Source organism: Devosia ureilytica (genome assembly GCF_024273195.1).
Taxonomy (GTDB): domain Bacteria; phylum Pseudomonadota; class Alphaproteobacteria; order Rhizobiales; family Devosiaceae; genus Devosia; species Devosia ureilytica.
Genome location: NZ_JAMZCU010000003.1, coordinates 115,171 through 138,835 on the forward strand (window position 1 = coordinate 115,171; position 23,665 = coordinate 138,835).

At 61.8% G+C, this 23,665-nt stretch carries 22 protein-coding genes; 5 read left to right on the forward strand and 17 right to left on the reverse strand.

Going from position 1 to position 23,665, the window contains the following annotated elements:
- Positions 1 to 5 precede the first annotated feature (5 nt).
- Both flgK and NIM87_RS08475 read right to left on the reverse strand, forming a co-directional pair.
- Positions 6 to 1,844, reverse strand: coding sequence for a flagellar hook-associated protein FlgK (flgK, locus tag NIM87_RS08470; protein WP_254674219.1), 1,839 nt, complete (start codon positions 1,842 to 1,844; stop codon positions 6 to 8).
- Positions 1,845 to 1,912: 68 nt separating this feature from the next.
- A complete protein-coding gene (locus tag NIM87_RS08475) occupies positions 1,913 to 3,682 on the reverse strand; it encodes a flagellar hook protein FlgE (protein ID WP_254674220.1) in 1,770 nt (589 codons plus the stop codon).
- Between the two features lie 247 nt (positions 3,683 to 3,929).
- On the opposite strand from NIM87_RS08475, the gene NIM87_RS08480 reads away from it, so the two are divergent.
- Together NIM87_RS08480 and NIM87_RS08485 are read left to right on the forward strand one after the other, a co-directional pair.
- Positions 3,930 to 4,796 carry an ATPase gene (locus NIM87_RS08480; protein WP_254674221.1) on the forward strand — a complete coding sequence of 289 codons (867 nt, stop codon included), beginning with the start codon at positions 3,930 to 3,932 and terminating at the stop codon, positions 4,794 to 4,796.
- Positions 4,797 to 4,871: 75 nt separating this feature from the next.
- Complete coding sequence (locus NIM87_RS08485) at positions 4,872 to 5,786, forward strand: homoserine O-succinyltransferase (RefSeq protein ID WP_254674222.1); 915 nt, start codon at positions 4,872 to 4,874, stop codon at positions 5,784 to 5,786.
- Between the two features lie 24 nt (positions 5,787 to 5,810).
- On the opposite strand, the gene NIM87_RS08490 is transcribed toward NIM87_RS08485, so the two are convergent.
- From NIM87_RS08490 to NIM87_RS08505, 4 genes are all read right to left on the reverse strand, one after another.
- Positions 5,811 to 7,073 carry an ABC transporter permease gene (locus tag NIM87_RS08490; protein ID WP_254674223.1) on the reverse strand — a complete coding sequence of 421 codons (1,263 nt, stop codon included), beginning with the start codon at positions 7,071 to 7,073 and terminating at the stop codon, positions 5,811 to 5,813.
- A complete protein-coding gene (locus NIM87_RS08495; protein WP_254674224.1) occupies positions 7,070 to 7,753 on the reverse strand; it encodes an ABC transporter ATP-binding protein in 684 nt (227 codons plus the stop codon). Before NIM87_RS08495 ends, NIM87_RS08490 begins: the two co-directional genes overlap by 4 nt.
- 1 nt (position 7,754) lies before the next feature.
- The gene (locus NIM87_RS08500) at positions 7,755 to 8,189 is read right to left on the reverse strand and encodes a hypothetical protein (RefSeq protein ID WP_254674225.1); all 435 of its coding nucleotides are present in this window, start codon (positions 8,187 to 8,189) and stop codon (positions 7,755 to 7,757) included.
- 68 nt (positions 8,190 to 8,257) lie between these two features.
- The gene (locus tag NIM87_RS08505) at positions 8,258 to 9,745 is read right to left on the reverse strand and encodes an alkaline phosphatase (protein ID WP_254674226.1); all 1,488 of its coding nucleotides are present in this window, start codon (positions 9,743 to 9,745) and stop codon (positions 8,258 to 8,260) included.
- A 213-nt stretch (positions 9,746 to 9,958) separates the two neighbouring features.
- Between NIM87_RS08505 and NIM87_RS08510 the strand changes: the two genes are divergently transcribed.
- Both NIM87_RS08510 and NIM87_RS08515 read left to right on the forward strand, forming a co-directional pair.
- Complete coding sequence (locus NIM87_RS08510) at positions 9,959 to 11,410, forward strand: YcjX family GTP-binding protein (protein ID WP_254674227.1); 1,452 nt, start codon at positions 9,959 to 9,961, stop codon at positions 11,408 to 11,410.
- Complete coding sequence (locus NIM87_RS08515) at positions 11,407 to 12,423, forward strand: YcjF family protein (protein WP_254674228.1); 1,017 nt, start codon at positions 11,407 to 11,409, stop codon at positions 12,421 to 12,423. Before NIM87_RS08510 ends, NIM87_RS08515 begins: the two co-directional genes overlap by 4 nt.
- A gap of 113 nt (positions 12,424 to 12,536) precedes the next feature.
- On the opposite strand, the gene NIM87_RS08520 is transcribed toward NIM87_RS08515, so the two are convergent.
- The 9 genes from NIM87_RS08520 to NIM87_RS08560 form a co-directional block, all read right to left on the reverse strand.
- Complete coding sequence (locus NIM87_RS08520; protein WP_254674229.1) at positions 12,537 to 12,860, reverse strand: 2Fe-2S iron-sulfur cluster-binding protein; 324 nt, start codon at positions 12,858 to 12,860, stop codon at positions 12,537 to 12,539.
- Between the two features lie 126 nt (positions 12,861 to 12,986).
- Entirely contained in the window at positions 12,987 to 14,012 is a 1,026-nt protein-coding gene (locus NIM87_RS08525; protein WP_254674230.1) for an NAD(P)/FAD-dependent oxidoreductase, read from the reverse strand.
- Between the two features lie 143 nt (positions 14,013 to 14,155).
- Positions 14,156 to 15,430 (reverse strand): phosphoadenylyl-sulfate reductase, encoded by a 1,275-nt coding sequence (locus NIM87_RS08530; RefSeq protein WP_254674231.1) that lies wholly within the window; start codon positions 15,428 to 15,430, stop codon positions 14,156 to 14,158.
- A gap of 152 nt (positions 15,431 to 15,582) precedes the next feature.
- A complete protein-coding gene (locus NIM87_RS08535; RefSeq protein ID WP_254674232.1) occupies positions 15,583 to 17,241 on the reverse strand; it encodes a nitrite/sulfite reductase in 1,659 nt (552 codons plus the stop codon).
- Positions 17,228 to 17,551 (reverse strand): DUF2849 domain-containing protein, encoded by a 324-nt coding sequence (locus tag NIM87_RS08540; RefSeq protein ID WP_254674233.1) that lies wholly within the window; start codon positions 17,549 to 17,551, stop codon positions 17,228 to 17,230. The genes NIM87_RS08535 and NIM87_RS08540 overlap by 14 nt, the downstream gene beginning before the upstream one ends.
- Before the next feature lie 2 nt (positions 17,552 to 17,553).
- Positions 17,554 to 18,924 carry a siroheme synthase CysG gene (cysG, locus tag NIM87_RS08545; RefSeq protein WP_254674234.1) on the reverse strand — a complete coding sequence of 457 codons (1,371 nt, stop codon included), beginning with the start codon at positions 18,922 to 18,924 and terminating at the stop codon, positions 17,554 to 17,556.
- A 188-nt stretch (positions 18,925 to 19,112) separates the two neighbouring features.
- Positions 19,113 to 19,433, reverse strand: coding sequence for a 2Fe-2S iron-sulfur cluster-binding protein (locus tag NIM87_RS08550; RefSeq protein WP_254674235.1), 321 nt, complete (start codon positions 19,431 to 19,433; stop codon positions 19,113 to 19,115).
- Between the two features lie 22 nt (positions 19,434 to 19,455).
- Positions 19,456 to 20,628: a class I SAM-dependent methyltransferase gene (locus tag NIM87_RS08555; protein ID WP_254674236.1), complete on the reverse strand. Its 1,173-nt coding sequence runs from the start codon at positions 20,626 to 20,628 to the stop codon at positions 19,456 to 19,458.
- Positions 20,625 to 22,226, reverse strand: a complete 1,602-nt coding sequence (locus NIM87_RS08560; RefSeq protein ID WP_254674237.1) for a peptide chain release factor 3 — start codon at positions 22,224 to 22,226, stop codon at positions 20,625 to 20,627. The genes NIM87_RS08555 and NIM87_RS08560 overlap by 4 nt, the downstream gene beginning before the upstream one ends.
- On the opposite strand from NIM87_RS08560, the gene NIM87_RS08565 reads away from it, so the two are divergent.
- Complete coding sequence (locus tag NIM87_RS08565; RefSeq protein ID WP_254674238.1) at positions 22,225 to 22,380, forward strand: hypothetical protein; 156 nt, start codon at positions 22,225 to 22,227, stop codon at positions 22,378 to 22,380. The genes NIM87_RS08560 and NIM87_RS08565 overlap by 2 nt on opposite strands.
- Positions 22,381 to 22,404: 24 nt before the next feature.
- Here NIM87_RS08565 and NIM87_RS08570 read toward each other — a convergent pair whose 3' ends face one another.
- Positions 22,405 to 22,995, reverse strand: coding sequence for an outer membrane protein (locus NIM87_RS08570; protein ID WP_254674239.1), 591 nt, complete (start codon positions 22,993 to 22,995; stop codon positions 22,405 to 22,407).
- Positions 22,996 to 23,115: 120 nt separating this feature from the next.
- Entirely contained in the window at positions 23,116 to 23,505 is a 390-nt protein-coding gene (locus NIM87_RS08575; RefSeq protein WP_254674240.1) for an Hpt domain-containing protein, read from the reverse strand.
- Between the last annotated feature and the right edge of the window lie 160 nt (positions 23,506 to 23,665).

The window sequence follows — 23,665 nt, forward strand, 5'->3', positions numbered from 1 at the left end:
CTCCCTCAAGTCGACGCAAACAGTGTGTCGAGCAGTTCCTTGACCACCGAAACCACACGGGCATTGGCTGCATAGGCACTTTGCAATTCGGTCAGACGGGCCATTTCCTCGTCCATATTGACCCCATATTCGGATTCCATCTGGGTTGTGATGGTGTCCAGGGTCAGCTGTCGATTGTCGCGGGCCGACATGGCCGAGCCGATGGACGTGCCCTGATAGTTGAGCACTTGTTCGATCAGCTGCTCGATAGTGCCATTGAGCTGGTGGCGCCCCTCATTGGCGGTCGGGGACGTGCCGGAGACAAAGGTCATCGCCGACAGTTGATCGAGGATGTATTGGGGACGCGACGCATCGCCCAGGGTACCGTCGATATCGAACTGCACCAAAAGGCGATTGTCCGAGATCACCGCCGGATTGACCGAAATACGGGCCGCGAAACCCATGATCTGGGGTGGATTGGTGTCCAGATTGCCTGTGAAGGCCGAATTGCCCTGATCGACGAAAAGCGCCATGGCCAATTCGCCCTGCTGGGTGCCAGTGGCGGAGCCGCGGGTGGTGAGGCCGGTGACATCCATGGCGCCGCCGGTACCGTCGTCCAGCACCTGCAAGACGCCGGCGCTGGGGCTGGTAATCGCGAGGCCCGGCAGCTTCGCCTGCAGGGTCGCCGCGGCGGCCGTCGAGTCCGAAAGATCGACTGAAATCACCCGCTGGCCGCTGGCGTCGATGAAATCCTCGCCATTGGTGCTGTTGATGATCCGCACCCGCTGCTGCGCACCGTTCTGCGTATAGTTCAGCAACACGTCATTGCCGGGCTTGAGGTAGGAAATGTCAGCCGACAACCCCTCTGCCCCGCCGCCGCCGGTCGCCGCGGTTCCAGCGGTGGTTATGGTGTTAAACACCGCGGCGACACCCGCCGCGATCTCGTCGAGCTGGTTCTGCGCCTCGACCAGGATCTTGTCGCGCAAATTCACCAGCCCGGCCAGTTCGCCGCCCTGCAACACGCCCTGCTGCACGAGGTCAATGCTGAGACCAGAAGGCGTCGTCAGCGACAGGGTGCCGACCTTGCTGGCCTCGGGGTCAGAACTGGCCTGAGCGGTTGGGGACAGCGCTCCGGCGGTGGTGAATTTGAAGGTCGAGAAGCCATTATCGAGCAGGCCCACGCCCGAGCGGGTCATCAGCGCCACCGTACCATTGGGCCGGTACTCGGCCTGCACGTCGATCACCTCGGCAACCGCCGCAACAAGGCGGTCGCGCTGATCGAGCAACTGGGCGCGCGACGTGTCTGTCATGCCCAGATCGAGCATGCGATTGTTCACCTCGTTGAGCGAGATGAGCATGGCATTGGCTTCTGAAACGTCATTGGCGATGCGCGTTTCCGCTTCCTGCCGCAACTGCTGGATGACGCCGGAGAGTGAGTTGAGCCGCTGCGCAAACGCCTGCGCCTCGGCCACGACATTGGCGCGGGTCGGGTAGTCGTCGGGACTGGTAGAGAGCGCCTGGAGGGAATTCTTGAACGAGCCGAACATGGTGTCGAGCGAACCGGCGGAACCGGGCTTGCCCAGATACCCTTCGAGACGGCTAAGGTAGTCGCCGGTGACATTGGACATCGAGGTGTCCGAAACCTGGCGATTGTAGTAGCCCTGAAGGCTCAGATTGAAGGCGCGATCAACGCCCGCCGAGCGGGCATAGGTACTGTTGATCGAGCTGTAATCGATGATGTTGAGCGACTGCCGATGATAACCCGGCGTGCCCGAATTGGCGATGTTGCGGCTCAGGATCGTGATCGAATCCTGGCTGGTCCTCAGACCCGTGACAGCGTTCGATAGTGACGATATCAGACCCATATCAACGGCCCTCAAACTGGAAACTGGCCCGGGGCCTCACGCCCCGGACCGTGTACTCATGTCCCGCGTCAGCGGATCATGTTCAGCGCTTCCTGCAGCATCTCATCGGCAGTCGAGACGATGCGGGTGCCCGCCGAATAGGCCTGCTGGGTGATGATCAGCTTGGTGAACTCGTCGGAAATATCGGTATTGGAGGCTTCAAGAGCACCGCCGATAACGCCGGAACCGGACAGATCAAAGATCGGCTCACCAGATTCGGAGGTGGCTTCGTAAACACCGCCGTCCAGGCGCTTGAGCGAGTTGATGCCATTGAACTGGGCGGTCACCACCTGCGCCATTTCAATGCGTTCGCCGTTCGAATAGGTGGCCACGACGCGACCACTGTCGGTGATTGCAACGGAGAGGAATTCACCAGCGCCATAGCCGTTCTGGTTGAGGGTCGACACCGTCACCGTGCCGTTGACGTCGGCAAACTGGGACACGCCATTGGTGTCGTGGGCGAGCACGACATCGCCGATCAGCACGCCATTGACACGCAGATCATCAATGGTCGCCTGGGGAACGCTGGTGGAGAGCGAACCATTGCTGCCGAACTCATATTCCTGACCGATATTGGTCCAGGCCGGTGAACCACCAACGGCAGAGCTGTCGGAAAGGTAGAACATGTTCCACCGGTCCGTGCCGCCAGAGGCTGCGCTGTCGATCTTGGCCCAGCGCAACTGCACGTTCACCGGCGCGCCATTGCTGGCATAAACGGTGATGGCGCCGCCCGAGATCGAATTGGCCACGAAGTCATCGGCGTCATCAGCCGAAACCGTGTTCACGGCGGCCAGTACCGGATCGGTGGAGGTCTGCGGGTCGGTCAGGCCCAGGGCCGTTTCCAGCGCAGCGCTGACACCCGAGATGGAGAAGCTGGCGTGATAATCCTCGCCCAGCGTTACCGCGAACTGGTTGGCGCCGTTGAGCGTCACGGTGGCCGACTCGGCAGCCCCGCCACCGAAGTCGCGCAACTCGGCCTGCATGTCGTCGAGCACGTTCTGGACGGTGCGTGGCGCCGCAATGTCGATGGCGACGCCGCTGGACGGCATCGCGGAAACGCCACTGTCGTAGAAGTTGAAATCGACCGCGATGCCATTGGCCGTGATGGTCATGGTGTCGCCATCAGCAAAGGTCGGCATAGCCGCCGCGCCAGCGACAAGGGCTGCCGTGCCATTGGTTGCCGCAGTGGCCGAACCACCAGCGAACATTTCCGAGCCCAAAAGCTCGCTATTGTGAACCGTCGCCTTGTAATTGGCGGTCTTGGGCAGCTGCGGCAGGTTGGCCTGGTAGTTGATGGTCGTCGACTGATTGGCCGGCAGGAAAGCGTTGGACAGCTCGATCACCTCGGGCACGGAACCCGAAATATTGCCGGTGGCCGGATCGATGGGCAGGCCCTTGAGGTAATAACCGGCGCCATTGACCAGCAGACCATCCTTGTCGATTTCAAAATCGCCGCGACGGGTGAAGTAGTTCGAGCCGGCAAACACCGAATTGCCGTCGGACTGGCCAACCTTGGGCTCGACCACGAAAAAACCATTCGCATTGAGCGCGATATAGGTCTCGTTGGAGCTGGTCTGGATATCACCCTGGATATTGTTGGTGGCGCGCGACTGCGCCAGCACGGCGCCCGGCACCTGCGACTTCAGCGGCGCATCGGGAATAAGGTCAATGAAACTCGTTTCCATCCGCTTGTAACCGGTGGTCTGCGAGTTCGCGATATTGCCCGAAATGTTTTCCAGCGCATGCGACTGCGCCCGCAGGCCGGTCACCGCACTGGAAAGAGCCCCATAGATACCCATCTGTAACTCCGTAATCCCCGTTGCGCCGCAGGGCGCGTTCAGGACTTCAGATGCAAGGGCAATGCCAAGTGGCGGACACTTTGATTTCATTGATGTTTTTGGCTGAACGGGCCGAAATTGCGGCGACAAGGCGGCAAATGAGTCCGAGCAAGGGGCAGTTTTTGCCGGTTGCTTGAGATCGGCGCGGGCTTGCTTTAAACGCAACACAGGCAACGGGCCCATGTTGGACCCTGCGGAGCGTCAGTTTATGCTGTTTTCCAGCGTCGATGAGTTTGTGAAGGCGCCGCGCCGTGCCGTCACGGTTTTTGGCATGGCCGGCGTGGGCAAGACGCGGCTATCCAATATGCTGCGCACCAATCACTGGTTTCACTATTCGGCCGATTATCGCATCGGCACGCGCTATATGGGCGAGTTCATCGTCGACAATTTCAAGCGCGAGGCCATGAAGGTTCCCTTCCTGGCCCAGCTCTTGCGCACAGACTCGATCTACATTTCGTCCAATATCACGTTCGACAATCTCGACCCGCTTTCGACCTATCTGGGCACGCCCGGTGATGTGGAGCGCGGCGGCCTGCCGCTGGCCGAATACCAGCGCCGCCAGGAACAGCACCGGGTCGCCGAAGTCGCTGCGCTCTGCGACGTGCCCTATTTCATCGAGCGGGCCAAGGCGCTTTATGGCTATGACGATTTCATCGCCGATACCGGCGGTTCGCTGATCGAAGTCGTTGATCCGGCAAACCCCGAGGACCCGGTGGTGCAGGCGCTCACCGCCAATACGGCGCTGCTCTATATCCGCGGCACCGACAAGGACGCCACCGAACTGGTGAAGCGCTTCAAGAAGTCACCCAAGCCGATGTATTATCGTCCCGAGTTCCTGGTGGAGAAATGGGCCGAATACAAGCTGATCAATGGCGTGCTGGACGACTGCGATGTCGACCCGGCCGGGTTTGGCGCCTGGGGCTTTGAGGCGCTGCTGCATGATCGCCTGCCGCGCTATCAGACGCTCGCGGACAATTTCGGTTATGTGGTGGAAGCCTCCGACCTTGCCACGGCACGCGATGGCGACGAATTTGTCGACCTGATCGCCGCCGCAATCGAGACGCGAATGCGCTAGCGCGCTTCTTCCCCAAGGGGAGGGAGACGCGCCAGCCTGAATCGCTTTCTCATTGCACCCGTTTAAGAGGCTGATATGCCTATCAGAATTCCCGACAACCTACCCGCTCGCAAGACCCTCGAAGACGAGGGTGTCAATGTCATGGATTCCAGCCGCGCCGAGCGGCAGGACATCCGCGCGCTTGAATTTGGCCTGCTCAACCTGATGCCGAACAAGGAGCGCACCGAAACCCAGTTCGCCCGGCTGATCGGCGCCACGCCGCTCCAGATCAACCTGAGCCTCGTGCGCGTCACAGACCACCAGTCCAAGAACACGCCCGAGGACTATCTCAACACCTTCTACCAGACCTGGGACGAGGTGAAGGAGCGCAAGTTCGACGGCTTCATCGTCACCGGCGCCCCCATCGCCAACATGCCCTTCGAGGAAGTGCGCTACTGGCCCGAAATGCTCGAGATCATGGAATGGACGCGCACCAATGTGCATCACACCATGTTCATCTGCTGGGGCGCCCAGGCGGCCCTGCACCATTTCCACGGTGCGCGCCGCTACCGCATGGATGAGAAAGCCTTTGGGGTGTTCCGCCACAAGGTGATCGGACAGCGCTCACCCTTCCTGCGGGGTCTGTCGGACAGTCCGATGATCCCGGTGTCGCGCTACAATGACATCGACCGGGCGAGCCTGGGCGACAATCTCGAAGTGCTGATCGACAACGACGAGATCGGGCTGTGCATGCTGGGTGACCGCAACGAGCGAGCCGTCTATTTCCTCAATCACCTGGAATATGACAACCGCTCACTGGCGGATGAATATGAGCGCGATATCAAGGCCGGCCTCGATACGCCACCGCCGCAGAACCTGTTTCCCAACGGCGACACCAGTGCGGAACCCGAAAACCGCTGGCGCAGCCACGCTCATCTGTTGTTCCAGAACTGGATCAACGAGATCTACCAGACGACGCCGTTCGATCTGGGCAAAATCGGGACGCAATGACCACGGGGCCGCAAGGCCCGGTCTCTAGTTGAGGCCATCAACGACCGGCTGTCGGAACACACCGACGGCCGGTATCACCGCCATGGCCGCCCCCACCAGGATCAGCGCCAGGACGAATTGCACATCCTGCCAGGCCAGGCTGACCGGAATAGCGATGCCGCTGCGCAATTCGAGGAAGCGGCTGACTCCGTAGGACGCCAGCACGCCCAGCACCAGGCCTGCCAAGGCGCCAGCCGCAATCAGCATTGCGACATAACTCCAGGCCACGAGGAACACATAGCCACGCGACGCGCCCAGCGCCCGAAGCACAGCAAAGCGGGTGCGAAACAATTGCAGGATCACCATGACGCCCGAGAGGATGGCGGCAACCACCAGTACCTGCGTGGCCAGCGCCAGAAAACTCATGATTGCACGGGCATCGCCCAGCACCGCATAGAGCTGTACGAGGATTTCCGCCGGAAACACCGCTTGCGTCGAACTGGTCCGATAGGCCGTGCGCAGGCCATAGGCGGCGGGCACATTGGCCGATTTGACCACCACGGCGGGGACGCCAGCGAGGTACGCCGGATCGAATGGCGGGCCAACCGGGGCGGCATGGTCGTTATGCGCCTCGGCGTCGTGGTCATCGCTCGCGTCCTCGGCGGCTTCCTCATGCGCCTCCTCAGTGGGCGCATGCCCATTGAGCAGGCCGTGTGACTCCCAGACCTGTTCGATCGGCGCCACGACCGCATTGTCCCAAGCCGACTGGGTGCGCGCCATCCGCCCCACAATGGTGAGGCTGCCTTCATGCAGATGCTCCTCGGAATCGAGGGCATCATGGGCGGCATGAACAATGTCTCCCACCTTCAGCGGCACATTGGCGCCAATGACCAGTTCATCCTCATGCGCAAATATCTGCCCCTCGGCCAGGTCACCCGAGAGATGAGAGACAAACTGAGCCGTCGTGCCCATGAGGGGGAAGCCTTCAATGCTGTCGCCAAACCCGATGGGCGCAACCATGTCAGCTTCCGGCTCCGCCATCAGCCGGGCCAGATCCTCGGCAGGCACCAGACCCATGCTGGTCGGCCTGGCATAGACGCTGGCCAGCACCAGGTCGAATGGGCTTCCCGGCGCACCAACGACCAGGTCGAACTTGTCGGCGGCCCGGGCGCTGCCTTGCCGCACAGCGCGCTCCTGCGTGGTTATGGCGACTCCCAGCGCCACGGCAAACGTGATCAGCGCCACAAAGAAGATCAGCGTCACCCGCTGCCGGTGGCGCAGGGACAGGACGATGGGGAACGGGTTCATGCCACTGCCTCGCTTGAGAGAGCGACAAGTCGCCCGTGGTCGAGCCGGATAACGCTATCGGCGGCTCCGATCACGACAGGATCATGGCTGACGACGATGACAGATTTGCCCGCCCTGGACAGGACCTGGAACTGTTCGGCCAGACCCTTGGAATTGGTGATGTCCAGACTTGCCGTCGGCTCATCCGCAAACAGGATCGGCGGATCGAAAACAAGGGCACGCGCCAATGCAATGCGCTGCTGTTCTCCGCGGGAATAGCTGCTGATCTGGCGCTTTTCGTCAGGCACGCCCAGCTGCGCCAGAAGCTGCCGCGCCTTGCCACGCACCTGCCGGTCGGAAAAGGCCGAGAAATAGGCTGCGACGGTCACGTTCTGATAGGCCGTCATCTCTTCGATGAGGTTGAAATTCTGGAACACGAACCCCGCATGGCGGCGGCGCCAATCGTCGCGCTGCCCCTCGTGCATCGGGACGATATCCTGGCCAGACCAGGCGATGCTGCCCTGGCTGGGGCGCAGCAGGCCGCTCAGCAGGTAAAGCAGAGTGGTCTTGCCCGAGCCGGAGGGGCCGGTAATGACCACAAATCGCCCAGCGGGCACGGAGAGTTCGGGAATGTGCACGGCCGCGCGCGCATTGGCGTCAGCGGTGTCGAAGCGGTGCAGCAGGCCGGAAACCGTCAGCATTTCAGACGCGCCAGTGCTCGGCCTCGGTGACGCGGACACGCGACACGAAGCCAAGTTCTTGATCGGTGTAGTCGCCCAGGCGCAGGGTACCGCCGACGGCAATGGGCACATTGAACGGCGTCACGGAAATGATGTCGCGCGCATAGATTGAGACGATGTCGCGCGGCCAATCCGCTGCGCTGTCACAGAATGGGCAGACGGACATGGGAATTTTGGTGAGCACGAAGAAGGCGGACTCAGCCTTTAGCGGCGGCGCCATGAAGCCCTCCAGTTGCACCGCCTTGCCGTCGTTGGCCATGGCAAAGTCTGAGAAAGACCCGTCGGCATTGTAGAGCTCGCGCATCCTGACCAGTTCTGCACTCGAGGCAGCGCGGATCAAAGCGGGCGCGGCCAGCACTGACGTGGCGGCTGCGGCAATGAAATGGCGGCGACGCATCGCATTCTCCTTGAAAACGGCACGAGGAGGCCCGCCTTTCGACGAGCCTCCCAAAGGTTTCCGCGGGCTTATTCAGCCGAAACGGCGTGGTTCATCACGTGGAAGATGTAGTTCTGTTCCTGCGTGCCCGAGAGCAGATGGGCCCACGGACCCTTGGCCCAGGAGGCGACGTCTTCACCCGAATGGGTTTCGCCGCCCATTGGAATGAGTGCCTGCTGCAGGTAGTCGACGTCCAGGGCTTCTTCCTGGGTCACGGTCGGGCGGGTGCCGAAGTAGGAACCGTCGGCCTGTTCGGTGAGAACCGAACCGGCGCCGTTGAGGTAGCCCACGACCGAATAGGGCTTGCCGTCGTCAGCCAGCATGGGCTCGCCGGTATGCTCGACACCGTCGCTGTTGACGCCCATGCAAAGACCGGTGATTGGCGTGCCGCGGCCGCAATAGCCGTTAAAGGCAATGGCGTGCTCGTGGTCGGCGGTGACGATGATGAGGGTATCTTCGTCATTGGTCATTTCATCGGCCCGGGCGACAGCCTCGGCGAAGGCCACGCCGTCCATGAAGGCGCGATTGGCATTGCCAGCGTGGTTCGCATGGTCGACGCGGCCACCTTCGACCATCAGGTAGAAGCCGTCTTCATTGCCTTCCATCGCCTTGATGGCAGCAACGGTCATGTCGGCAACCGAAGGCTCGGTTTCCGGGCGTTCGGTTTCGTAGCTCATGTCCGAATTGGTGAACAGGCCAAGCATTGGCGCACCGGCCTCGGCAGCCTCAAGACCGGCAAGGTCGCTGACAAAATGGGCACCGGCCGCTTCGGCGCGGGCCACCAGGTCGAGATCGTCCTTGCGGCTGGAATCGCCATCATGAACGGTCTTGACGCCAGTCGGGACGAAATTGCGGGCGCCGCCACCGAGCAGAACGTCGAGCGTGCCGGCCTCCATGGCTTCAATGGCCTGGATGGCGATGTCGGTGCAGCCTTCCGGCGCCGTTGCCTCCCAATTGCGATTGGCAGTCTTGGCATAGACGGCGGCGGGGGTAGCGTGGGTGGCGCGTGCAGTGGAAACCACACCAACCGACTTGCCGCTTTCCGAAACGATCTCGGAGAACAGGGTAACCTTGTTGCCCTCTTCGCTGGCGCAATTGTCGTGGCGGCCATCTTCGCTGAGGTTGATGGTGTTGAACACCTGCTTGACGCCCGAATTCATGGCGCCGGCCGTCGGAGCGGAGTCCGGGGTCTGGGCGTTGATGTTGTAGGTCTTGATCAGCGCGGTATAGGGATATTCTTCATAAGGCAGGACGTGCTCTTCGCCGAGCTTGCCTTCCAACTGGCCGGCGAACAGGCGCACGGCATAGTTCGTACCGACGCCCTGGCCATCGGCCACAAACAGAATGACGTTCTTGGCCTTGCCGGTATTGGGCTGCGTGGCGATCATCGCCTGCAGCTTGGCGTCGGCATCGGTGTACCAGACGCTGTCGGACTGAACGATGTCCTGGGAAAGGACCGGAAAGGACATGCCGAAGGCGGAAACGCCAGCCAGCAGAATGCGTGCAACACGATTCATTGCAAATTCTCCATGCGCATTAGATGCGAGCCGCGTCGCCCTCTGCGCACGGCAGACATCGAACTAGGGCGGGGGCGTATCATCGCGGTGACAGCGCCGTGACATTGCCGTGACAATTCCCGCTGCGCCCGGGCAGCGCCGAAGCCATCGCCACACATGCCCTTGCAATGCGCCGCCCGGGCCCTAACTTGTTCTGACACTGGGGACACAGCCTTGCCGCAGCCGCCGACGACCATCACCGACGAACTGGGCATTGCCCTCTCCAACCTGGCTGACAGCGCCACCGGCATCCTGACGCCAACTTTGCGCCTCGGCGTGACCGGCCTAAGCCGCGCCGGCAAGACTATTTTCATCACTGCCCTGGTGCACAATCTGCTGACCCAAGGTCGCCTGCCCGGATTTGCGCCGCTGGCCGATGGGCGGTTCATCGGCGCAAAACTGGCGGAATACCCTGACGCCACCATCCCTCGCTTTGCCTATGAGCAGCATCTGGCGGCGCTGACTGCCAATCCACCCGTGTGGCCGGAAAGCACGCGCCGGATCTCGCAACTTCGGATCGTCCTGAAATTCCAGTCGGCCAAATGGTGGGCCGGCCTGACCGGGCCCGCCACGCTCAATCTCGATATCGTCGACTATCCCGGGGAATGGCTGCTGGACCTGCCGCTCCTTGGCCTGAGCTTTGCGGAGTGGAGCGCCGAGGCCCTGGCGCGCGCCCGCCAGCCGGGACACGCCAAGGAAGCAGCCGAGTTCCTCAAGGCGCTCGACAGCATGGATGTGTCCAAGGATGCCAGCGACAGCGAAGCCGAGCGCATGGCCTCGACATTCACCACCTACCTGCGCCGCAGCCGCGAGCATGGGGCGCTTTCAACGCTGCCGCCGGGCCGCTTCCTCCTGCCGGGGGACCTCGAAGGCTCGCCGGCCCTCACCTTTGCGCCCCTGCCCCGGCCGGGCGTCCCCGTGCGACATGGCATGCTTTATGCCATGCTCGAAGGCCGCTTCGAGGCCTACAAGACACAGGTGGTGCGCCCATTCTTCCGTGATCACTTTGCCCGCCTCGACCGTCAGGTGGTGCTGGTCGATACGCTGCGAGCGCTCAACGCCGGGTCCGAGGCGGTCAACGATCTCGAGACGGCGCTGACCGCGGTGCTGGCATGTTTCCGGCAGGGCGAGGCCAATCCGCTGCTACGGCCGTTTGTGCGTAACATCGACCGCATTCTGTTTGCCGCCACCAAGGCCGACCACGTCCACCACACCAGCCACGACCGGCTGGGGGCCATCCTCAATCGGCTTGTTGCCAGCGCCAGCAAGCGCGCTCGCTTTGCGGGGACCACGACCCGCTCCATCGCCATGGCCGGCATCCGCGCCACCAGCGAAGGCACCATTCGGGAAAATGGCGAGACCCTGCCGACGCTCATCGGCACGCCGCTCAAGGGCGAAGTGCTCGATGGCACCAGCTATGACGGAAAAACCGAAATCGCTTTGTTTCCCGGCGACTTGCCGGAGCGCCCGGATTCTTTGTTCGAAGACGGACAGCCGGTATCCTTGAACTTTCTGCGCTTCACACCGCCGCAAAAACTCGACCGCAATGCGGCCGGCGATGTCGTCCTGCCCCATATCCGGCTGGATCGGGCGCTGGACTATCTCATCGGAGACTGGATGGCATGAAGCGACCCGTGGCCCGCACCATCAGTTCATCCACAACGACATCCGAAGCGGCGCGCTCACCCCGCGCCTTTGCGGCGGATCGTGCCGAAATCATCGAGGCCGTGTTCACGCCGGAGGCCGAACCGGGCCTGTTGCCCCTGCCCCCGCGCCGCCGCAGCTGGGTCGCCCGCCTTGCCTGGACCAGCGGCGGCATTCTCGTCTCCGCCGGCCTCGGGCTGGCCGCCGACCGGCTGATCCGCGATCTCTTTGCCAGCAATGAATGGCTGGGCTGGCTGGGTCTGGGCGTGCTTGGCGTGTTCCTGTTGGCCATTGTCGTGCTTGTCACGCGGGAAATGCTGGCCCTCCGCCGCCTGCGGGTTCTGGATGCGCTCAAGGCCGATGCAGCGCGGGCGGTGCTCGACAATGATCGCAAGACCGCAGGGGCGGTAACCGAACAATTGCTGGCCATCTATGCGCCCCGCCCCGACATGGCCCGCGCCCGCCAGACCCTTTCCGACACCCTGCCGCATTTGTTTGACGGCGCGGAGGTGATTGCACTGGCAGAACGGAGCCTCATGGCCCCGCTCGATGCACGCGCCAAGGCGCTGACGGCGGCCTCCGCGCGCCGGGTGGCGCTGGTGACGGCGGTGTCGCCGCGGGCGCTGGTGGACATCGCCTTCGTCATCTACGAGAGCGTCCGCCTGGCCGGCGCCATCGCAGCGCTCTACGGCGCCCGTCCGGGCTTTTTCGGTTTCTGGCGGCTGGCACGCGCCGTGCTTGCCCATCTGGCGGTCACCGGTGGCCTGGTGCTCACCGATGGCGTGGTCGAGCAATTGGTCGGCCAGGGCCTGGCCGCAAAGCTGTCAGCCCGACTTGGAGAAGGCGTCGTCAACGGCCTGATGACCGTCCGCGTCGGCATGGCCGCGATGCGCGTCGTACGACCCCTGCCCTATGAAACGCTGCCAATGCCCACGGTGCGCGATTTCATCGGCGAGTTGGTGAAGGTCACTACGGACGCGGGAAAGAGCGCGTAGCTGTTATGGACCAAAGCGCCGCCCTCGAGCCTGACGTCAGCGCATGCTGAAATGGCCCTCGGATCAAGTCCGAGGGCGGCGCGGTATTAGACGGATATCGGAATTCTAAAGGATCAAAAGTCCTTGGCGGCGCTCGGGGCCAGCGTGAGGCTCAGGCCATCCAGCGCATCCGAGCACAGGATCTGGCAGGAGAGGCGCGAGTTCGATTTCACGTCACCGACGCTGTCGAGCATGTCCTCTTCCTCATCGCTCGGCGCACCAACGGCGTCGAGCCATTCGGGGGCGACGTAGCAATGGCAGGTGGCACAGCTGAGCGCCCCGCCGCATTCGGCCTTGATGTTGAGGCCCCAGTCGCGGATGACCTCCATGACACGCCAACCTTCGAGCCCTTCGAGCTCGTGCACGTCGCCTGCCTGGTCGGTAACATTGATTTTCATGGGGCGCTCCTCAACAGCGCGAAGGGGATAGCGGCTAATGGAAGGGGCCGCAAGTACGCCTTTCCTCCATCTCCACCGGCTGTCATCCCGGCCTTCGCCGGGGTGACATCGAGAGGTGGAGAGAAGTCAGGCGACGCCGAGCTTCTTCTGCAACTTGGTGGAGCTGGTGGTGTACTGGAACACCACGCGTTCACCCGGCGAGATGATCGCCTTGGCCGCCTGGGCCATCAATGCAGCTTCATGGAAGCCAGAGAGGATCAGCTTGAGCTTGCCCGGATAGTAGTTGATGTCACCGATGGCGAAAATGCCGGGGACCGAGGTCTCGAACTTTTCGGTATCGACCACGATGGTGTTGTCGTTGAGTTCAAGGCCCCAATCGGCGACCGGGCCGAGCTTCATGGTGAGGCCGAAGAACGGCAGGAGGCGCGTGGCAGGAATGGAGAGATCGCCCGCCTCGGTGGTCAGGTGCACATGGTTGATCTGGCCATCTTCGCCATCGAGCTTGGCGATCTGGCCGAGCTGGAAGTTGACCTTCCCGTCGGCAACCAGTTCTTTCATCTTGTTGACCGAGGCCGGAGCTGCCTTGAAGGCGTCGCGGCGGTGCACCAGCGTCAGCGTCCGAACGATGGGCTGCAGGTTCAGCGTCCAGTCCAGCGCCGAGTCACCACCGCCCACGATGACCACATCCTGACCGCGGAAATCTTCCATTTTGCGAACGGCATAGAACACCGAGGTGTTCTCGAACTCTTCGATGCCGGGCACCGGCGGGCGCTTGGGCTGGAATGAACCACCACCAGCCGCGATCACCACAACCTTGGCGAAGAAGGTTTCATCGGCGTCGGTCTGCAGCTTGAACGAGCCATCCTCCAGCTTCTCGATGGAATTGACCATGCGCGAGAAGTGGAATTCGGGCGAGAACGGCGCGATCTGCGCCATCAGATTGTCAGTCAACTGCTGGCCGGTGACCACCGGAAAGCCGGGAATGTCGTAAATCGGCTTCTCGGGGTAAAGCTCGGCGCACTGACCACCCTGGCGATCCAGAATGTCGATGAAATGGCATTTGATATCGAGCAGCCCGAGTTCGAAGGCGGCAAACAGTCCGCAAGGACCTGCGCCAATAACGACAACATCGGTGGTGATCTCAGTGCTCATTCTCATCATGTCCAAGCTGGCCGACGGCGCCCTGACTGCCTCGGTGTCATTTCCGCCAATACGGAAATCTCTGTTTTAGGAAAACGGGACGCCCACGTTTGCGGATGACCCGGAATTATTATGATAGACGCGCTCCACTTACCTCAGGAGACGCGGCGAAGAAAGGGGCGAGTGCCCATGGGAACCTCGGTTAGGCCCACCGGCTGATAGAACAGCGCCATTTCCGGCAGGCGATGTTCAACCAGCGCCTCGCGGGTCGGCTCATGGGTCACGACCAGCGCGTTGAAGCCGCAGCGCAGCATGTGCGGAATCTGGTCCTGAAGCACATCGCCTACAGCCCTGATTTCGCCGGCATATTTGAACCGCTCGACCAAGAGCCGCGCGCTCGAATAGCCACGCCCATCGGTGAAGGACGGGAATGCAATGGCAATCGATGCAAAGCGTGCCAGATCGTCCACCAGCGTTTCGATATTGTCGCCCGGCGACACGAGCAGCCCAAGCGGATGCGGGCTGGCGAGATAGTCCGCCCGGTTGGCGATGAACTCGCTCACAGGCACATGCACATAACGTGCATCGGCTGGCCTGGTCCCCTCGGACCAAGGCTTGAACGGATCGGCAATGAAGGCGCCCTCTTTCCAGAGGGTGTGGCGTGCGGCGGCAGTCATCGGGGAAGCAATGGCTCCGTTGAAGTCGTAATGGATGCCGCATTCCTTCTTGTTGAGGCCGCGCCATCGTCCGGCGCGCGGATCCTCACCCTCGGCAACAATCGAGGTGCAGGGTGCGCAACCAATGGATTTGTAGCCTTTGGCATAGAGCGGATGCTCGGGCAAGTTGTGGGCCTGCCGATATTCGGTGACATCGGCATCGGAGAAATAGGCCAGCGGATTGACCTTGATACGATCATCGCTGGTCAATTCGAAATGCGGCAGCACACCGCGCTCGCTGGTCTGGTAGCGCTTCCGGCCCGTAACCCAACCACCATATTGCTCGGTGATCGGTTCCAGCGGCTCGGTCTTGCGAATGTGGCAGCAGGAATCGGGGTCGGTTTCCCACAGATCGCCATTGGGGTCGAAACGCTTCACGTCATCGGAATTGGGATGAATGGCGTGAACGTTGAGCAGCCCGAGCGTTTTCTTGAGGGTTTCGACATAGGCCAGCGTTTCAGCAAAATGCTTGCCCGTTTCGAGGAAATAGACCGGCAGCGACGGATCGACCTGCGCCACCATATGCAGCAGCACCGCGGAATCAGCGCCAAAGGACGACACAATGGCCAGATCGCCAGGCAGCACATCATTGATGGCATAGCGCAGCACACTGACGGCATCCATTTCGTCGAACATGCCGTTGAGCGCCAGTATACCCAGCGCCTTCAGCTTCTCATGCGCAACCGGCGCAGATGCCAGATTAGACTTTGGCATGGATGGTCTCCGCTTCATTCTTCTCCCCCTCGGGGAAAAGGTGGCGCGCAGCGCCCGATGAGGAGGATGCTTCAGCGGGGGCGGAGGGAGCCCCCCTCACCGACTCGGCTGCGCCGAGCCATCTCTCCCCGATGGGGAGAGGAACAAGAACGCTAAGCGTTGCCATACAATGCCTCCTTGAATGGCGCCTCGCCAAGGCGGCGGTAGGCGTCGAGGAAGGTTTCTTCGCTGCCGGTTCGCTGGGCGATGTAAAAATCGACCAGCTTCTCGATAGCGTCCGGCACCTGATCGGCCTCAAAGCCCGGCCCGATGATCTTGCCCACCGAGGCCCCCTCGGTGGCGTCGCCGCCAAGCGTGATCTGGTAGAGTTCGCCACCCTTTTTCTCGACGCCCAGGATGCCGATGTGGCCCACATGGTGGTGGCCACAGGCATTGATACAGCCGGAAATCTTGATCTTGAGATCGCCGATATCCTTCTGCCGCTCGGGCGAAGCGAATTTGTGCGAAATTTCCTGCGCGATCGGGATCGAGCGGGCGTTGGCCAGGGCGCAGAAGTCGAGGCCCGGGCAGCAGATCATGTCGGTGATGAGGTTGTTGTTGCCCTCGGCCAGCTCATGGGCCACCAGCACGTCATAAACGGCGCGCAGGTCGGACACAGCCACATGGGGCAGAACCAGGTTCTGCTCATGGGTCACCCGCAGCTCGTCATAGGAGTATTTTTCGGCCAGGTCCGCGACAACGTCGATCTGCGTATCGGTGGCGTCACCTGGCGCGCCGCCGACCGGTTTCAATGAAATCGTCACCGACGCATAGCCCGGCTGCTTGTGCGGATGCAGGTTATTGTCGAGCCAGCGGCCATAAGCCGGGTCGATGATCGACTGATAAGCCACGTCTACCGTCTCGCCCGCGCGGTCCGCAAAGTCCGGCGGCGCGAAATAGGCGGTGATCCGGTCGAGCTCTTCCTGGGGCAGCGTCAGGACACCGCCGCGCACCTCGGCGAATTCGGCTTCCACCTGCCCCTTGATGCTTTCAAGACCTTCCTCGTGAACGAGGATCTTGATGCGCGCCTTGTACTTATTGTCCCGGCGGCCATAGCGGTTGTAAACGCGCATGATGGATTCGAGATAGGCCAGCAGGTGCTCATTGGGCACGAAGGCGTTGATCAGCTTGGCAATCATCGGCGTGCGCCCGAGGCCACCGCCAACCCAGACTTCCCAGCCGATATCGCCGGCAGCATTGGTCGCCGCCTGCAAGCCAATGTCGTGGAAACGGATCGCCGCCCGGTCGTTGGGCGAACCGGTCATGGCAATCTTGAACTTGCGCGGGAGGTAAGAAAATTCCGGATGCAGGCTCGACCACTGGCGGATGATCTCGGCCACGGGACGCGGATCGATGATCTCGTCGGCGGCAGCACCGGCAAACTGGTCGGTCGTGACATTGCGGATGCAATTGCCCGAAGTCTGGATGGCGTGCATCTCAACGCTGGCCAATTCCTCAAGGATCACCGGAATGTCCTTGAGCTTGGGCCAGTTGAACTGGATGTTCTGCCGCGTGGTGAAGTGCCCATAGCCGCGATCATAAGTCCGGGCGATATGGCCAAGCTTGCGCATCTGCCGGCTCGACAGCGTGCCATAGGGCACGGCGATGCGCAGCATATAGGCGTGCAACTGCAGATAGAGCCCGTTCATCAGCCGCAGCGGCCGGAACTGGTCCTCGGAAAGCTCGCCCGAAAGGCGGCGCTTCACCTGGTCAGCGAATTGTGCCGTGCGACCCGCTACGAAAGCGGCGTCGAATTCGTCATATCGATACATGCCCGTCTTCACCTAAGTGCTGGCGATCATACGCCTGCCCGTTGAGAGAGAGGGGAGCGGTGGGGCCCGCCGCCCTGATGCGTTCGCGCAGGCGCTTGGGCACGATCTGGCCCTCGACCTGCGAGACTTCTTCGATTTCAAGGCTGATGACCCGTCCGGTCGCCTTGGTTGCCGCCAGAGCGCCGTCGCGCTCGGCCAGCTCTTCCTTGGCAAACAGCCGCGCGGCCTGGAGGTTTTCCACCCAATTGCCTTCGCCGTCGAGATAAACGGTGGCGCCAGAGATCAGCTCATTGCCAGTCAGGATTTCCATAGTCACGCTACCTTGAAATTATGTGCAGCCGCCGCAGCGGCCTCGGTCCAGACACCCTGGGCAACAGCCTGGCCCACGAGGATGACAGCCGGACCATCGACGAATTCAACAGCCCCATTGGCCAGTGCGCCCAGCGTCCCCGCATAGGCTTTGCTGTCCGCACGGCCCGCATTGACCACGATGCCGATGGGCAGGTCCAAAGCTGCGCCATGCGCCAGCAACCGACCTGCCACTTGGGCCGCAATGGCCTTGCCCATGTAGAGCGCCAGCGTCAGCCCCGACTGCGACAGGGCCGCCCAATGGGCCAGATCGCTGTCATCGGCACCATGCGCGGTTGCGACCACAAAGCCGCTCGACACTTTGCGCAGGGTCACCGGCGTCGCTGTATCGGCAGCCGCCGCCAGCGCCGCACTGACCCCGGGCACGACCTCGTAGCCGATGCCGGCCCTGCGCAGCGCCGCGATTTCCTCGCCGGCACGTCCGAAAATCATCGGATCGCCCGACTTGAGCCGCGCCACTTTCTTGCCCTCGCCCGCCAGCCGCACGATCAGCGTATTGATCTGGGCCTGCGAAAACGAATGATGGCCCCGCGCCTTGCCCACGCAAATCTGCTCGGCATCGCGGCGGCCCATCTCGACGACGGCGGCAGGCACGAGCTGGTCGTGCACGATGACATCGGCTTGCTGCAACAGGCGCTGAGCCCTCAGGGTCAGCAGATCCTCGGCACCTGGCCCGGCGCCGATCAGCCAGACCACGCCCTGCCCCGCGCCCTTGGCCGCATGGGCAGCAAGCAGCGTTTCGGCCCCAGCATGATCTATCGAGGGCGTGGTAACCAAGTCCTCATAGAACCGCCGCCGCGCCGCGCCGTCGTGAATCAGGCTTTCAACCCTTTGACGTAAACCACCGGCCAGCGCAGCAATTCTGCCAATTCCCGGCGCCAGCAGCGCCTCGATCTGCGCCCGGACCAGCCGCGCCAGGACCGGCGCATCCCCTTCGGTCGAAATCGCCACCGTCAGCGGCGCGCGATCAACGATGGAGGGTGTGTAGAAATCGCACTCACCCGGCACATCGACCACATTGAGGGGAATGCCCAAGCGCCGCGCCTCGGCCTTGGCCAGCTCGGCGTCCGCCCCCTCTTCGGCCACAAACACCAGCGCAGCCCCGGCAATGTCTTCGACACGCAATGCGCGCTCATACACAGTGACCGCAAAGCCGGAAAAATCAGTTTCGATGTGGCGGGAATAAATCTCTATCGATGCAGTCGTCTTAGCAACCAACCGAACCTTGTTCAGGGCTTCGTCGGTGCCACCGACGATGATGATACGTTTGCCCTTGACCTTGAAGCTCAACGGAAATGTGTTGAGAAGTCCCATAGTCGTCCTGCTCGAGAGATGGACGAAAATAATCCAAACCACGCTGTTCCAACAAGAGCTTGAAAATCAATAGCTTTTATATTTCCCCGGCGCCGGGCGGATTGGAATGGGGAGCGCACCGGGCGGAGTGTGCCGCCAAATGAATCTTTGGCGGACCAGTCCGACGAAAATTTTGCTCGCTTTCGGGGTCAGCCCTGACGGCTGGGGACATGCACGACCAGACCGTCGAGCGCATCGCGGACCTTGATTTGGCAGGAAAGGCGGCTGCTCTCCTTCACATCGAAGGCGAAATCCAGCATGTCTTCCTCCATCATCGACGGGCCGCCGACGACCTCACGCCAGGCGTCGTCGACATAGACATGGCAGGTCGCGCAGGTGCAGGCGCCACCGCATTCGGCCACGATCCCCGGCACCGCGTTCATGATCGCGGTTTCCATCACCGTCGAGCCATTCTGCCCTTCGGTTTCAATGCGCTCGCCGGAATTGGTGACATAGGTGATCTTGGTCATGGTGTGCCTGTAACAATCGGGTTCAGAGGCCGAGCAGGCCTTCGAGATAGTGCTTTTTTATGCCGAACATAGCCTTCACGTCCGCAATCCGGTCAAGCACCGCCTCGCGGGACCCTGCATTGCCCTTTTGCGCGACGATCAGATTGTTCTTGGGCGTATGGGCGTCCGAAACGAATTCAAACACCTTGGTGCGATAGCCGCTGGCCTCGAGCAGCAGCGCCCGCAAGCCGTCAGTGACCATCTCGGCCTGCTTTTCCATGAAGGTGCCATGCCGCAGCAGGAAATCCAGACGGTCGTCGGACGTGCCTGCCTCGATCTCGCGGCGGATCTGCTTGTGGCAACAGGGCGCCACGGCAATCAGCCCCGCCCCGGCCTTGATGCCCTGAAAAATCGCGTCGTCGGTAGCCGTGTCGCAGGCGTGCAACGCAATCACCGCATCGGCGCCACTGGCGTCGTAGTCGAGAATATTGCCCGCTTCGAACCGCAACCCGGCAAACCGGCTCTTTTTCGCCAGCGCATTACCCGCTTCAACGAGCGCCGGACGCAGCTCAACCCCGATCACTTCCAGGGACCGGTCGGTTCCCTTGGCGAAATGGTCATAGAGAGCGAAATCGAGATAGCCCTTGCCCGCGCCCATATCCACGATGCGCGGATTCTCTGCTTTAAGCGCCTGAATCAGCGGGGCAAAGATTTCGACCATCTTGTTGATCTGGCGGAACTTGTCCTGGGCGTCATTGCGCACCACGCCGTCCTTGCCTGTGATCCCCAAGGCATGCAGCCACGGCGCCGACATATCCGTGAGCGGGCGGTTCTTGGTCCGGTCATGGCTAGCCTCGACCGCCTCGCGGCCTTTGACTTCGGTACGCTTGAGCCGCAGCTTGTCGTTCTGCCGCTCGAACTGCAGGTCAAAACCCGTCGTCTCCAGCCGTGCGCTGCGGTAGCCGGATGCCAGCCCCTGCTCGAGAAAACCAATGGCTTCGTCAAGGGTGACATTCTTGGTGATGTCGGTGGTCTTGTAGCGGAACACAAAGCTCAGCCGGTCGCCCACCTTGAGGCTCACCCGCCGCGCTTCGACCGATTTGAGATCGGCTTCCTCGCCATGATAGCCGCCCAGCTTCAGCCGAACGAGCGATCCGTCGGTGAACGTCTGGGCTACGGCGGCCGTAAATTCGGCGATGCGGTCGGGGGCGGTCAATGGCGTTCCTTGGTGGTGAGGAAGCGGATTTTCGGCCAGTCCTGCTTGGCGCGATCCGCCCACCACGCATTCTGCGCCAGAAACACCGGCGCCCCGGTCCGATCCTCGGCCATGTTGACCTTCTGGGCCGCAATGAAGCGCTTGAGCTCGTCCGGGTCGTCGCTTTCCACCCAGCGCGCCACTTCAAAGCCGAGGCTCTCGAAGGTGATCGGCACGCCATATTCCTTGGCGACCCGGGCCGACAGCACTTCGAGCTGCAGCTGGCCCACCACGCCCACGATCCAGTCGGCGCCCACCATGCGGCGGAACACCTGGGTGACGCCCTCTTCGGCAAGGTCTGACAGCGCCTTGGACATCTGCTTGGTCTTCATGTGGTCGGTCAGCCGCACGCGGCGGATGATTTCCGGCGCAAAATTCGGAATGCCAGTCACATTGATATTGGCGCCTTCGGTCAGCGTATCGCCCACCGAGAGCGTCCCATGGTTGGGGATGCCGACAATGTCGCCCGCCACCGCTTCTTCGGCCAGTTCACGGTTATTGCCGAAAAAGAACATCGGGTTGGACACGGCCATGTCCTTGCCCGAGCGAACGTTCTTCAACCGCATGCCGCGCTCGAACTTGCCCGAGCAGAGGCGTACGAAGGCGATGCGGTCGCGATGATTGGCGTCCATATTCGCCTGCACCTTGAACACAAAGCCCGTGACCTTCTTGTCCGACGGCGGAATGGGCGCGGGTAGTGCCGGCTGCGGGCGCGGCTCAGGACCCCAATCGCCCAAGGTGCGCAGCAATTCGGCCACCGATATGCCCTTGAGCGCCGAGCCAAACAACACCGGGCTCAAATGCCCCTCATGGAAAGTCTTGAGATCGAATTCAGGCAACATGGCCTGCGCCATTTCAAGCGTTTCCAGCGCCGTCATGAACACCGGATTGTCGATCAGCTCTTCGTTGTCGAGCAGGTCTTCAAGCTGGTCATATTCGGCAATCGTCTTGCCCTGCGGATTGAGCACACGCTTTTCCACGAGGTCGATATAGCCGCCGAAATCGACACCCTGCCCGATGGGCCAGAGCACCGGCGTCAGGTCCAGCGCCAGCTTGCCCTGGATTTCATCGATCAGGTCGAGCGGGCTCTGGCCCTCGCGGTCGATCTTGTTGATGAAGGTGATGATGGGAATGTCGCGCAGGCGGCAGACTTCAAAGAGCTTGAGCGTCTGGCTCTCGATGCCCTTGGCGGCGTCGATGACCATGATCGCGGCGTCAACCGCAGTCAGCGTGCGATAGGTATCCTCGGAAAAGTCCGAGTGGCCCGGCGTATCGAGCAGGTTCAGCGTCAGACCATCATAGTCGAAGGTCATCACCGAGGAGGTGATGGAAATGCCGCGCTGCTGCTCCATTTCCATCCAGTCCGAACGGGTCGAGCGCGTACCGGCCTTGCCGCGCACCGCGCCCGCCTGCTGGATCGCGCCAGCGGCAGCCAGAAGCCGTTCGGTCAGCGTGGTCTTGCCGGCGTCCGGGTGCGAAATGATCGCAAACGTACGGCGCAGGCGAAAGGGTTCAGCGGTGGGCCGGGGCGAAACCTCGGCAACATTGGACAGGGACATGGAAACTGCTGGAGTGTTCGACCGCTGCCACAAGCAGGAACGGCCCGATTTCATCTGGCCGCTCTATAAGCGAAAGTCGGGGATGCGGTCAAACCGCGCCTGCGTGATCGAGGGCGGAGCAGGCCCGGCAGCAACGTGCCGTCGAGACAATTGAGGGGGCCGGGCCCCCTCGTCATTGTCAGAAGCGGTAGCCGACACCAGCACGGACGGCGTGGGCAATGACGCCGTTTTCGGTCTGATCGTACCAGGCGTTGGCAGCACCCAGCGCGGTATAGCGGTATTCGGCGCGGCCAAACCACGCGTCGCTGAAAGCCACTTCCGCGCCGAGACCTGCGGTCCATCCATAGCCACCCACCGTCGCAGCGGCGATACCGGCGGTGCCATAGACATGGAAATTGTCGACAGCATAGCCCAGGCGGGCACGAAGCGAGCCCTGCACGCTGCAATACCAGGCGGGGCTGGAACAGGCGGCAGCCTGGTCAAAGCTGTTCCATTCGACGTCGGCTTCGGCGCCATAGACGATGGAATCCTGCTCGTAGTTCACACCGGCAAAAATGCCCCCGATGAGACCATATCCCTCAAGCACGCCACCGGCCGGCAATTCAATGCGGGTGCTCTGGCCGCCAAGAGTGGCGCCGAGATATTGGCCCGACCAACCCTGCTGGTCGTAGGAATCGTACATGGGTGGCGGGTCAGAAAAGAAATAGTCGGCAGCCAGGGCCGGCGAAGCCGCAAGAACAAGAGCGGTACTCAGCAACAATCTACGCATAACAACCTCCAGCGCTTGACTGGAAGTGTCGGGTATTATGCTTAATGGCCGATTAATCGGGGAAAGTGCCTGAACCTGGCGTGATCGTCAGGTCATCTCAGGCAAAGCGTTGCAGGCCGATCAGTCTTCTTCGTTGGCCAGCATGCGGGCGACAAAGTCGCGCACTTCCTCAATGGCCATGCCCAGGTCATCGATGTGTTCGCTCTTGAGGGGCCGGCCGTCCTTGAGGTCTTTTTCAAGCGCTGCGGCCAGGTCGGCAACACCCCAGGCGCCAACGCCGGCAGAGGCACCCTTGATGGAATGGAGGTTGATGGCGAGATCATCAAAGCTGGTCGCTAGTTTCAAACGCCCGAAATAGGTCGCCAGCGTGCTGTCGAACAGGCGCAGGATTTCAAGTTCCAGATGCTCGTCACCCAGGCACTGCTTGGCCAGGTGGACCAGATCCACGGGCCGCATGGACCGTTTCTGGGCTTCGGGAAGCGCGTCTTCAACAAGTGCTCTCTGCGCCATTCTGGCTGCTCCTAACTCAACCGGAGCCCAAAACCGAGGGCCCCTGGGTACAAGTTAGATCGCCGGGCGTGAACAGGGGATTAAGCCACATCTTCGCCTTTGTTTACGGTTCCATTCCTTAACGTTTCCCACCCGAAAATTAACCTTTGAGTAAGAAACC

Coding starts and splice junctions, on each gene's coding strand:
- NIM87_RS08575 (WP_254674240.1), bottom strand. CDS start 23,505: ATGGCGCAGAGAGCACTTGTTGAAGACGCGCTTCCCGAAGCCCAGAAA.
- NIM87_RS08495 (WP_254674224.1), bottom strand. CDS start 7,753: ATGCTGACGGTTTCCGGCCTGCTGCACCGCTTCGACACCGCTGACGCC.
- NIM87_RS08565 (WP_254674238.1), top strand. CDS start 22,225: ATGGAAACTGCTGGAGTGTTCGACCGCTGCCACAAGCAGGAACGGCCC.
- NIM87_RS08540 (WP_254674233.1), bottom strand. CDS start 17,551: ATGGAAATCCTGACTGGCAATGAGCTGATCTCTGGCGCCACCGTTTAT.
- cysG (WP_254674234.1), bottom strand. CDS start 18,924: ATGGGACTTCTCAACACATTTCCGTTGAGCTTCAAGGTCAAGGGCAAA.
- NIM87_RS08530 (WP_254674231.1), bottom strand. CDS start 15,430: ATGCCAAAGTCTAATCTGGCATCTGCGCCGGTTGCGCATGAGAAGCTG.
- NIM87_RS08525 (WP_254674230.1), bottom strand. CDS start 14,012: ATGAGCACTGAGATCACCACCGATGTTGTCGTTATTGGCGCAGGTCCT.
- NIM87_RS08500 (WP_254674225.1), bottom strand. CDS start 8,189: ATGCGTCGCCGCCATTTCATTGCCGCAGCCGCCACGTCAGTGCTGGCC.
- NIM87_RS08550 (WP_254674235.1), bottom strand. CDS start 19,433: ATGACCAAGATCACCTATGTCACCAATTCCGGCGAGCGCATTGAAACC.
- NIM87_RS08515 (WP_254674228.1), top strand. CDS start 11,407: ATGAAGCGACCCGTGGCCCGCACCATCAGTTCATCCACAACGACATCC.
- NIM87_RS08560 (WP_254674237.1), bottom strand. CDS start 22,226: ATGTCCCTGTCCAATGTTGCCGAGGTTTCGCCCCGGCCCACCGCTGAA.
- NIM87_RS08490 (WP_254674223.1), bottom strand. CDS start 7,073: ATGAACCCGTTCCCCATCGTCCTGTCCCTGCGCCACCGGCAGCGGGTG.
- NIM87_RS08475 (WP_254674220.1), bottom strand. CDS start 3,682: ATGGGTATCTATGGGGCTCTTTCCAGTGCGGTGACCGGCCTGCGGGCG.
- flgK (WP_254674219.1), bottom strand. CDS start 1,844: ATGGGTCTGATATCGTCACTATCGAACGCTGTCACGGGTCTGAGGACC.
- NIM87_RS08570 (WP_254674239.1), bottom strand. CDS start 22,995: ATGCGTAGATTGTTGCTGAGTACCGCTCTTGTTCTTGCGGCTTCGCCG.
- NIM87_RS08535 (WP_254674232.1), bottom strand. CDS start 17,241: ATGTATCGATATGACGAATTCGACGCCGCTTTCGTAGCGGGTCGCACG.
- NIM87_RS08480 (WP_254674221.1), top strand. CDS start 3,930: ATGCTGTTTTCCAGCGTCGATGAGTTTGTGAAGGCGCCGCGCCGTGCC.
- NIM87_RS08505 (WP_254674226.1), bottom strand. CDS start 9,745: ATGAATCGTGTTGCACGCATTCTGCTGGCTGGCGTTTCCGCCTTCGGC.
- NIM87_RS08485 (WP_254674222.1), top strand. CDS start 4,872: ATGCCTATCAGAATTCCCGACAACCTACCCGCTCGCAAGACCCTCGAA.
- NIM87_RS08520 (WP_254674229.1), bottom strand. CDS start 12,860: ATGAAAATCAATGTTACCGACCAGGCAGGCGACGTGCACGAGCTCGAA.